At 34.2% G+C, this 11,330-nt stretch carries 9 protein-coding genes; 6 read left to right on the top strand and 3 right to left on the bottom strand.

Annotated elements, in window-relative coordinates; genetic code table 11:
- Positions 1–117 precede the first annotated feature (117 nt).
- The 5 genes from ahcY to FNJ88_RS11640 all read left to right on the top strand — a co-directional run bounded on the left by ahcY (position 118) and on the right by FNJ88_RS11640 (position 4,786).
- The gene (gene ahcY / locus FNJ88_RS11660; protein ID WP_143853293.1) at positions 118–1,431 is read left to right on the top strand and encodes an adenosylhomocysteinase; all 1,314 of its coding nucleotides are present in this window, start codon (positions 118–120) and stop codon (positions 1,429–1,431) included.
- Between the two features lie 239 nt (positions 1,432–1,670).
- Positions 1,671–2,480, top strand: coding sequence for a hypothetical protein (locus tag FNJ88_RS11655; RefSeq protein ID WP_185145823.1), 810 nt, complete (start codon positions 1,671–1,673; stop codon positions 2,478–2,480).
- 2 nt (positions 2,481–2,482) lie between these two features.
- On the top strand, positions 2,483–3,313 hold the full coding sequence (locus FNJ88_RS11650; protein WP_143853290.1) for a hypothetical protein: 831 nt from the start codon (positions 2,483–2,485) through the stop codon (positions 3,311–3,313).
- Between the two features lie 3 nt (positions 3,314–3,316).
- On the top strand, positions 3,317–4,144 hold the full coding sequence (locus FNJ88_RS11645) for a hypothetical protein (RefSeq protein ID WP_143853288.1): 828 nt from the start codon (positions 3,317–3,319) through the stop codon (positions 4,142–4,144).
- Between the two features lie 195 nt (positions 4,145–4,339).
- The gene (locus tag FNJ88_RS11640; RefSeq protein WP_143853286.1) at positions 4,340–4,786 is read left to right on the top strand and encodes a hemerythrin domain-containing protein; all 447 of its coding nucleotides are present in this window, start codon (positions 4,340–4,342) and stop codon (positions 4,784–4,786) included.
- A 47-nt stretch (positions 4,787–4,833) separates the two neighbouring features.
- On the opposite strand, the gene FNJ88_RS11635 is transcribed toward FNJ88_RS11640, so the two are convergent.
- On the bottom strand, positions 4,834–6,186 hold the full coding sequence (locus tag FNJ88_RS11635; RefSeq protein ID WP_143853284.1) for a DEAD/DEAH box helicase: 1,353 nt from the start codon (positions 6,184–6,186) through the stop codon (positions 4,834–4,836).
- A gap of 419 nt (positions 6,187–6,605) precedes the next feature.
- Here FNJ88_RS11635 and FNJ88_RS11630 point away from each other — a divergent pair, with 419 nt between their 5' ends.
- Positions 6,606–7,895 (top strand): alpha/beta fold hydrolase, encoded by a 1,290-nt coding sequence (locus tag FNJ88_RS11630; protein WP_143853283.1) that lies wholly within the window; start codon positions 6,606–6,608, stop codon positions 7,893–7,895.
- A 110-nt stretch (positions 7,896–8,005) separates the two neighbouring features.
- Here the strand turns inward: FNJ88_RS11630 and FNJ88_RS11625 are convergent, their stop codons facing one another.
- Positions 8,006–9,652, bottom strand: a complete 1,647-nt coding sequence (locus FNJ88_RS11625; RefSeq protein WP_143853282.1) for an ABC1 kinase family protein — start codon at positions 9,650–9,652, stop codon at positions 8,006–8,008.
- Between the two features lie 90 nt (positions 9,653–9,742).
- Positions 9,743–11,272 (bottom strand): glutamine-hydrolyzing GMP synthase, encoded by a 1,530-nt coding sequence (gene guaA, locus FNJ88_RS11620; protein WP_143853281.1) that lies wholly within the window; start codon positions 11,270–11,272, stop codon positions 9,743–9,745.
- Between the last annotated feature and the right edge of the window lie 58 nt (positions 11,273–11,330).

The raw sequence follows: 11,330 nt of genomic DNA, 5'->3' as shown, positions 1-11,330 counted from the left end.
TTTAAACCAAAGCAAGTTTAGAGAAAACTATAGATTATATACATTGCCACTATTTGATTTGCTTTTTCTTTAAATAGAAAGTGATTCCTTATATTTGCATCAAATTTATTTATCTAGATGGAAACCAATACACAATACGTTCCTTATAAAGTTAAGGATATCTCACTAGCCGAATACGGCCGAAAAGAAATCAAATTAGCCGAAGCAGAAATGCCAGGTCTTATGTCTATTCGTGAAGAATATGGCCCATCTCAACCCTTAAAAGGAGCGAGAATCGCAGGTTGCCTTCACATGACCATTCAAACTGCTGTTTTAATTGAAACTTTAGTGGTTTTGGGAGCAGATGTTACGTGGTCTTCCTGTAATATTTTTTCTACACAAGATCATGCTGCTGCTGCAATAGCTGCTGCAGGAATTCCTGTATATGCATGGAAAGGTATGACAGAAGAAGAATTTGAATGGTGTATTGAACAAACTGTATTTTTTGGAGAAGACAGAAAACCATTAAACCTTATCTTGGATGATGGTGGTGATTTAACAAACTTAGTTTTTGATAAATATCCTGAACTAACAAAAGATATCAAAGGTCTTTCTGAGGAAACTACAACAGGAGTACACAGATTATACGAAAGAATGCAGAACGGAACTTTGGTTATGCCTGCAATTAACGTGAATGATTCTGTTACCAAATCAAAATTCGATAACAAGTACGGTTGTAGAGAATCTGCAGTAGATGCAGTGAGAAGAGCTACAGATTTAATGTTGGCTGGTAAAAGAGTGGTAGTTTGTGGTTATGGTGACGTAGGTAAAGGTACTGCGGCTTCTTTTAAAGGTGCTGGTTCTATTGTTACCGTCACTGAAATTGACCCGATCTGTGCATTGCAGGCAGCAATGGATGGTTTTGAAGTTAAAAAACTGGATACCGTAGTTGCAAATGCAGATATTGTTATTACCACAACTGGAAACTTTAACATTGTTAAAGGAGAGCATTTCAAAAAAATGAAAGATAAAACTGTAGTTTGTAACATCGGTCACTTCGATAATGAATTGGATATGGCTTGGTTAAACCAAAACTATGGCGACACTAAATATGAAGTAAAACCACAAGTTGATGTTTACACGGTTGATGGAAAAGAAATTATCATTCTAGCAGAAGGTCGTTTGGTCAACCTTGGTTGCGCAACTGGGCACCCAAGCTTTGTAATGAGTAATTCATTCGCCAACCAGACTTTAGCGCAAATTGAATTATGGACTAATTCTGAAGCGTATGGAAATGAGGTTTACATGTTACCAAAACATTTAGATGAAAAAGTTGCTTTCTTACACTTGAAAAAATTAGGAGTAGAATTAGAAACTTTATCTCCAGAACAAGCGAAATATATTGGTGTGGATGTGAAAGGACCTTTCAAACCAGAATATTACAGATATTAATAATTGCTATACTATTAATTTACCGATTTTATAAGTTGCCTTGAAAAATATTTTCAGGGCAATTTTATTTAAAACATATTAGATGAATCGAATTATTACGAAATCCATTACCATAAAAACAATCATTAACAAATAATTAAAACCAATTACGAAAGGGTGTTTTCACGGTAAAGAAAGACGTGTTTCCATAGACAGAATACGCTGATAATCAGCGATATTTGCGCTGCAAAACACAGATGATGAAATTTATATTAACATTGGGACTATTGTTCTCAATAGTTATCTCCTACGCTCAAATTGGGATAGGAAATAATGTAGAATCTTTCGATGATTCAGAGGTTTTAAAAATAGTATCTAACAACAAGGGAGTTCTTTTCCCCAATATTTCAATCCCTAATCTTAACGAATCAGCTCCTGTTACCGATCCAGAAAATTCACTATTTGTATATAACACGAACACTAATACGGGCACCGGCTTCTATATATGGAAAGATAACAAATGGAATCCATTAATTAACTCAACAAATATATATAAATATCTTGGAGTTATTAAAACAATAAATGCTGTTTCTAATGCAACCAGATCAGATTCTACACCTGATGGAGCAAATGCTTACGCTTTAGGTGAAACTGCAAACGCTCATGACTGGCAATTGATTCCTAATCTTTCAAAATCTTTTGATGTATATGCTTCATCAAATAATGTATCGGTAAACGTAAATGGCATTGTCCAGGTTAATTCAGGTCAAAATAACACTTCTCATTCTTTCGCAATTGCAATATTCATTGATAAAAAATTAGCGTCCGTTCGAAATTTTATTATCACAGGCTACACACCATGCCTCTATACTGACTTTAATCTTTTTATGTCCAAGAATAATTTATCTGTCGGTAATCACACGGTTGAAGTTTATGAAACCTACCGTGTCAATCTTTTAGACACCAGCAACGCTGTACTTTCTTTTGGCGGAAAATCAAATAGCTGCAATAACTTAAGTAACGACATGTCCAGATCATTCCTTAATATACAACTAACAGAGAACCCATAGTGATGAAGAAAATTTTATACTTTTTAATGGTCTTCATTCTATTAAATTATTCAAAGGCGCAAGTCGGAATCAATACAACTACTCCCCATTCTTCTTCATCTATTGATATCCAGGCAACAAATAAAGGAGTATCCTTCCCTCAAATTTTCCTTAAATCAAAAACTGACGTCACAACCATTCCTAATCCTAAAGAATCATTATTGGTTTATAATACAAATGATAATTTGACCGGCGGCAAAGGATTATATTTTTGGAATGGAAAAAGCTGGGATTTCTTTTTTAGTGATTTAAATGAAAGCAATCTCAAAAATTTAACCAAATCATATTCGGTCACAAATAACACGACCTACTCTCTTTCAGCACCAGCTAATTACTACGATAATACGAATCATTCACTGCAGGAATCAATTTATGCAGATTTATGTTGGACGGTGCTGACAGACGCAACTAAAACAATTAAAATTGATCGTGCTTCCAATGAGATTGTATTTACCATTACCGGAATGATCCAGGCGAATAATTATAATACTGGCGGAAGTGCCCTAAATGTAATTGGAATTTTCATCGATGATAAATTGGTTGATATTAAACCTTTTGACCTTAAGTTCTCTGACAGATGCGCATTTAGATCTTTCAAAGTTTATGGATACACCCAAAATGTAGCTGTTGGAAATCATACGGTAAAGTTTGCAATAAGAAATAGATCTTCCAGTCAGGATACCACGATAGCATTTGGTGGTAGAAATAATAGCAGCACCTGCAATAATATTTTAACTAATGACGAAGCCAAAATCTCGGGTGTAATTTTAGTTAACCAACCGTTCAATTTTTAAAAAATGAAAATTTTAAATCATAACTATCTTATCATCATTTTTCTGTTGATATTTTCAATTTTCAAAACACAGGTTAAGATCACCCTTAAAAGTAGCGATGTAAATTCCAAACCACATCGTTCCGCAATTTTAGAAATTTCTGACGATCGTACAGGCGTTCTATTCCCCAGAGTAGGTTTACTTAATGACAAGGATAAAGTTACCGTTCCAACACCGGTACCAGGCTTGGTTTTATACAACACTACAATTAGAAAAATGAATTTTTGGGAGAATTCAAAATGGAATAAAAATTTTGAAATCGAAGATGCCCAACCTTATATTTCATCAATATTTAATTACTCGTCTAGCTCTGCTACACCTACAGTAATTACAGGGTTCCCCAACTATATGCAACTTTTTACCATGGGTACAGGACCTGCAGGCTGGACTGATCTTAAAGTAAATGTCCCGATCACTCCAAAAAAATTAAATAACACGATTTTCATCTCTGGTGAAGGAATGGTTCAACTTAATAATCCTAATTACCCCAACAGTTTTCAGTTTGCTATCGCAATTTTCGTAGACAATCAATTAAAGATTGTCAGAAAGTACAAATTTGAGGACATCACCGCTTGTCCATGGAAAAAATTTGAGATTAGTGGTCAATTTTCTGATCTCTCTCCGAATGTTTCTCATAATATTAAAATGTATGGATATAATCTTCCACTAATTTATACCGGATACGGACCGGAATACGGTAGCTCATTAACCTATGGTGGAAATTCAAATGGGTGCGGAAATCTTAACCAGGATATGGCCAAAATATTTCTTACCGCACAGTTAACAGAGTAATTCTTCCTATTTTTATAATTCTTTTCTTTGTAGTAATACTTTATAAAAATACTTTAAAATAAGCCGCTAAATAAATCGACGATAAGAATTAAGTACAGTTCGCATTGTAATAAAACTTTTAGAGTCAATTAAAATTATTAATCTTAAATAAATTTTAAGTAAATTTAGTTTTAAAATAAAGCGAAACGAGAACTTATGAAAAGACACGAAGCATTAGTACAATTGAGCAGAGATCATCATTTTGGTCTGCTCCTCTGCTGGAAATTAAAAGAGGGTATGAAGAAAGAGGTTTCTGCAGACCGAATGGGGAAATATATTGAGGTTTTTTATCAACATAATCTTAAACCTCATTTCGCGGAAGAAGAAAGTACTATCTTTAAGATTCTAGGAAATGATCATCCATTAATTACAGAAGCTATTTCCCAACATCATGCGTTTAAGAGCATGATTGATGATGGTTTTGAAACAATGGAACAGATAGAGATTTTTCGCTCCCTATTAGAACTACATATACGGACAGAAGAACGGCAGATTTTCCCGGAAATAGAAAAACAAGCTACAACTGAACAACTGGAAGAATTACTTCAGTTAGATCATCCCGAGCTGAAAGAACCAGAATACGCTGATATTTTTTGGAAATAAAACGCTTAAAAAATAAAAAATCCGGATCTACAGTCCGGATTTTTTTCTTATTTCTTTCTCTTTGCTTTTGATTTTGCTTTTTCGTGCGCTCTGTTGGCTCCAACTTTTTTCGGAAGTTTTCTGGCATGTGGACCGCCCCAGTTTTCTTTCTTATTTTTATCTTTTTTCTCGTGAAATGCTCCTCCACCTTCTTCTAATTTGACGGTGTGGGCATTCTTCATAACCACTTCATCTTTTTCTGAAGCAATTTTAACTGGATTTATTTTCACCTCTGTTGGGAATTCTTTGATTAAAACTGCTTTATCCATCAGCACTTCAATATCCAACAATTGGCTTTCTTCATTATTAGTGACAAAAGAAACTGCGATACCATTTTTGTCTGCTCTACCAGTTCTACCTATCCTGTGAATATATTGTTCTGGTACTTCAGGAATTTCGAAATTAATTACGTGGGTAATATCAGAAATATCTAAACCACGCGCCATAATATCAGTTGTGATCAAACCACGTACTTCTTGATTTTCAAAGCTTCTCATCGCATTTAAACGATAATTCTGTGATTTGTTAGAGTGAATAACATCAAATTCGTCAGGGAACAATTCATCTATTTTGGTAAAAAGTATATCAGCGTGTTTCTTATTATTACAGAAGATCAAAACTTTGGAGAAATCAATATCTGTTTTTAGCAGATGTTCAAGTAGATTAATTTTAGTGTTAAAGTTTTCCACTTTATATCCAACCTGTTCAATTTTTTCCAGTGGTGTTCCTGATTTTGCAAGTGAAATTTCTACCGGGCCTGCGAAGTACTCATATAATAAGGCATCAACTGCTTCGGTCATAGTTGCAGAGAACAGAATATTCTGCCTCTTCTCTTTCATCATTTGGAAAATGTGGGTAAGCTGTGCTTTGAAACCTAAGTTAAGCATCTCATCAAATTCGTCGATGATTAATTTCTGAACTTCTTTCAACGAAATTGCATTATCAATCGCCAAATCCATTACACGCCCAGGTGTTCCAACAAGGATATCACATCCTCCATTAAATAATAATTTCTGAGTGTTGATATTTTTCCCACCATAAATCCCAATTACTCTCGCCGTAAGGTTTTGGGTTAAATTCTCAACAATTCCCGCAACCTGTACCACCAACTCACGTGTTGGAACGAGGATAAGTACAGTTGGGTTACCGCTTTTATTAAATTTCCAAGATTTTAGAACCGGAAGTAGGTATGCTAAAGTTTTTCCAGTCCCGGTTTGCGCAATTCCCATCACATCCCTTCCTGAAAGAATGGGGCTTAAAGTTTTTTGTTGAATAGGTGTCGGTTCAAATAAATTAGAATCGGCAAGAACATCAAGAATTTTCTCCGGAAGATCGAAATCGGCAAAAGTCATTTTTTCCATTTTGCAAAGATAGTTTTTTTGACAGGATTAGAAATATTTTGCATTTCGGAAAAATGAAAGCTTATCTTTTCTAACTCTCCTTGTAACTTTTTCCTGTGATAAGAAGAAGGACATGCCTTCTTTGCAACATCCAGAAATAAAAATATCAACTTCTTAAGGTAAACTGCTATGATAAAGTTGCTTTTATCACCGACTAGAAGTCTGATAAAAAACACCCAATAAAAAATTTAAACATCCTGTTACCAAAAAGTTATCAACCTTATTACTCATTCAGATTAAAAGGTTGATTAGCTCCCAATATTTTACTTTTCCAAGATTTAATTATAATTTTATAAAATTTAATAGAATATTATTCCTATTATTTACTTATTTTGTAAGCTAATTATCAATAACCCAACTGAAATAGTAAACTTTTTATCATGAAATACATCAAATTTCTTAGCATATTATTTTTTCTAAATTATTTTACTTCGTATGCACAAGATTCTGGAATTTATCAAACTGTAAGCATTGAGAAATACGCTGGCAAGAACTTCACTATCGAAGGTAAAATATATTACACAACTGAGTTAGCATATGGTTCTTACGGGGTATTGGGAGTATCATTTTATGACACCAAAGGTAAAATAATCAATAAAATAATTTATAATGATGATGCAGAAGATTATTATAAAAAGGGGGAATGGAGTAATTACGAACTTTCAGGAAAAATTAATAAAAACGCTAAATATATAGGGGTGATGGCAGCCTTTGGAGGCAATGCCAGTTATTATTTAGATGATTTTAAACTTTTTGTCAAAGAAGGCAAAAATAAAATAGAAATTCCATTGGTAAATCCTGGGTTCGAAATTAATTCATTACAAAATTGGCAGACTTACAGTAAGGATAAAGAAACAAAATTCACTCTTTCTAAAGATCAGGTATTTTCCGGTAAGCAAGCTTTGCTTGTAGACAATTCTACTGTAAAGCCCTTACCAACCTTAGGTAACAATCAGGCACTAGGGAAATATATGGAGGTAAATGGGGTCAAACTTTATTACGAAATTTATGGAAAAGGCGAACCTCTTTTAATGCTACACGGGAATAACTCCTCAATGGCTATTTTTAATCGTCAACTAGATGCGTTAAGTAAAAAATATATGGTAATTGGTCTTGATAGTCGTGGACAGGGAAAATCAACATCTGATGACACCAAAATAACCTATGAAGTGATGGCGGAAGATGTGAACACTTTCATTGATAAAATGAATTTAAAAAATGTGAATATATTAGGTTGGAGCGATGGTGGTAATATCGCTGTAATATTAGGAATAGACCATGCTGATAAGATAAATAAAATGGCTGTCATGGGTACCGTTTTATATAATGATGACACTTCTGTCGTTCCTGGCACTAATAAAATTCTCCGCGCACAGTTGAAAGAAATGGATGATAGAGGTTTATCAAAAAACAGTATGAATTATAGATTGAAAATGCTTTTATTAACCGAACCCCATATTAATCCGGATTCTCTACGAAAAATTAAAGCCCCTACTTTAGTAATGGCTGGGGAACATGATATTGTGACGGAGAACCACACGAAATTAATTGCTGAAAAAATCCCTAATAGTAAGTTGGTCATCTTTAAAGGTAGCACCCATAGCGCTCCACAAGAAATTCCTGAATTATTTAATAAAACTGTTTTGAGATTTTTTGACCAGAAAAATTAAGCTGAATATTTAAAGTGAACACTCCTTCCTCCAAATGTTGGAGACCTTATTATCTAATGAGACCAAATACATTCTAAAATCCTACAAAAAGAAGAGCGTTTGTGACAAATCTATCTTTTCAATAATCTCAAAAGTAATATCACCACTAGAATAACTGAAAATCCTACACTCAAGAAGATTAAATATGGAATTGAGGAAACATTATAACTGCTTTCCATACTCCAGATAATCGCTGTTGCAATAATATTTGCACACAAAATCATTCCTAAAATAAGATTGATAATACTGGATTTTATTAACTGGTGTGTTTTTTCAATGTTTTTTATTTCACTGGTAACGGTGAATTTATTTTCATCTAATTTTTGTAGAAGTGAACGTAATTCGTTTGGAATTTCCTCGATATTTTCAGTTAAGGCCATCAACTTCTGAGATCCGGACTTGATAAGCTTCTTTGGTGAAATCTTATTGAAGATGATCTTTTTGGTGAATGGCTGCAAACTTTTAACCACATCCAAATCGGGGTTGATACTTCTTCCAACCCCTTCAATTAAACTGATCCCTTTCAACAGCAGATATAGATAATCAGGCATGTTAATCTGATTATTTTTTAAAGTATTTGTCATTTTACCGACCAGTTTAGGAACATCGATCTGTTGAAGTGAAGTACTGTGCACGAAATCCAGCACCTCTTCCACATCATTCTCAAATGCTTTATCATCCGGAATCTCATAACTTACAGCCATTTTCTTAAGATTCTTAACAATCTTAGGTGCGTTTTTAGAAACAAAAGCTACGATCATCTGCTCCAGAATTTCTTTATCATTCGGCTGAATTTTTCCTACTGCACCAAAATCAATAAATACAACCTTCCCATCTTTCTTTACTAAAATATTTCCAGCGTGCGGATCTGCGTGAAAAAAGCCGTAGTCCAAAATTTGGGACACAAATAACCTGAGACCTACTTCAGAGATCTTAACAGGATCAATCCCATTTTCTACTAGAGCGTCTTTATTAGTGATTTTAATTCCATCAACAAATTCCATACACAGGATATTATTACTACAAAACTCCTCGTAAACTTTTGGAATGTAGGTTTCCTTACTGTTTTTGAAGTTAAGCGCAAACTGTTGAATATTGTTCTTTTCGTTAATTAAGGAAATTTCTTCTAGCAAAGATTTTTCAAAGGTAGAAATTGCACTTTTCAAATTAAGTCTTGAACCCAGTTCGGAATAATTAGTAATGACTTTGACCACGTCATGAATGAGCAACAGATCATCTTGAATGTTTTCCTGAACATTAGGTTTTTTAACTTTCAAAATTACTTGTGACCCATCGTTGAGTATCGCTTTATAAACTTGTGCAATAGACGCAGTTGCTATCGGTTTTTTTTGAATTTCCCTAAAATGTTCGAACGGTGAAATATTAAACTCCTGTTCTAAAATTTCTTCCAGATTCAAATCAACTTCTTCTACTTTATCCTGAAGTTTCTGTAACTCTATTATCAATTCAGGAGGCAGCAGATCTTCGCGGGTGGAAAATGTTTGACCCAATTTCACAAAAGTTGGTCCCAATTCTTCCAACGCCAATCTAATTCTTTCATAAACAGAATTGGTCGAAACCATTTCATTTTCATCAATAGAGGGTACATTATTTTTCGCAAGATTCATTCTGGCCAGAATATCCTTGAACCCATATTTGCTAAAAATAGAAATTAATTTTGCGGAACGTTTGAGTTTCCTTTGCTGTTTATCGAACATTTTAATGTTTTACTGGGTAAGGCAAAAAGTATTCCCCAACTTTGAAAGATGGGGAATATTTATAATTAATTCGATTTAAAAAATGAGAAATTATTCCCACTCAATCGTTGCAGGTGGTTTGCTGGAAATATCATAAGCAACACGATTAATCCCACGTACTTCATTAATAATTCTGTTAGAAATAGTGTCTAAGAATTCATAAGGAAGTCTGCTCCAAGTTGCAGTCATGAAATCAGTAGTGTTAGCCGAACGAACAACTGCAGTGTATTCATAGGTTCTTTCATCACCCATTACTCCAACAGATTTCACTGGAAGTAAAACTACAAATGCTTGCGAAACCTTGTCGTACAAATCATTTTTGTATAATTCTTCTATAAAGATATCATCTGCTTCCTGAAGAATTCTGACTTTCTCTTCATCTACTGCTCCAAGAATTCTGATCCCTAATCCTGGACCTGGGAACGGATGACGGTGAACTAAATGATGTGGAATACCAAGCTCCTCTCCTACTTTACGAACCTCATCTTTAAAGAGTTCACGCAAAGGCTCAAGCAATTCAAAATCCATTTCTTCTGGAAGCCCACCGACATTATGGTGAGATTTAATCACAGAAGAAGGTCCTTTTACAGATTGACTTTCGATCACGTCCGGATAAATGGTTCCCTGTGCTAAGAACTTCGCACCTTCAATTTTCTTAGATTCCTCGTCAAATACAATTACAAATTCATTACCAATTGCTTTACGTTTTGCTTCTGGATCAGAAACTCCAGCCAATTTCGTTAGAAATCTTTCCGAAGCATCGATCATTTTAATTTTTAAATTAAAATGCTTACCGTAATTTTCCATCACTTTTATACCTTCGTCTTTTCTCAATAATCCTGTATCTACAAATATACATTGTAGTTGGTCACCGATTGCTTTGTGAATTAAGACAGCAGCTACAGAAGAATCTACTCCACCGGAAAGACCTAAAATCACTTTCTGATCGCCTACTCTTTCTTTAATATCTGCAACAGTTGTTTCGATATAATTAGTTAGTTTCCAATTTTTTGGTGCTTTACAAACATTGAATACAAAGTTTTCCATCATTCTGGCACCTTCTTCGGTATGAGAAACTTCTGGATGAAACTGCACGCAGTAAATTTTCTTCGATTCATTTGAAATTCCCGAAATAACATCAGTCATCGCATTAACAACAAAACCTTCGGGGGGTGTTTCTACCTCATCAAAATGACTCATCCAAACTGTTGAGAACCGGCTTATCCCAGAAAGTAATTGATTTGATTTCTGAATCTGAAGTTTTGCTTTTCCGTATTCTCCTTTTACTCCCTTTTTAACTTTACCACCCAATAAATGAGTTGTAAGCTGCATTCCATAACAGATTCCTAAAACAGGAATATTTTGTTCGAATAGTTTTTTATCAACAAGATTCGCATTTTCAGCATTTACCGAACTTGGTCCACCAGAAAGAATAATCCCTGAGGGTTCACGCTCTAGTATGTCCTCTAACGGGGTATTAAATGGTAGAACTTCTGAATAAACGCCCATTTCTCGAATTCTACGTCCGATCAATTGATTGTATTGTGAGCCAAAATCGAGGATGATAATTCCGTTTTGCATATGTATTTGTGTTGACTATGTTGATGAATAATTTAACTAAATAAAATTGAGTAGAAAC

Source organism: Chryseobacterium sp. SNU WT5 (assembly GCF_007362475.1).
Classification (GTDB): Bacteria; Bacteroidota; Bacteroidia; order Flavobacteriales; family Weeksellaceae; genus Kaistella.
Note: the sequence above shows the minus strand (reverse complement) of the source record. Positions and strands in the feature narration are given on the sequence as shown.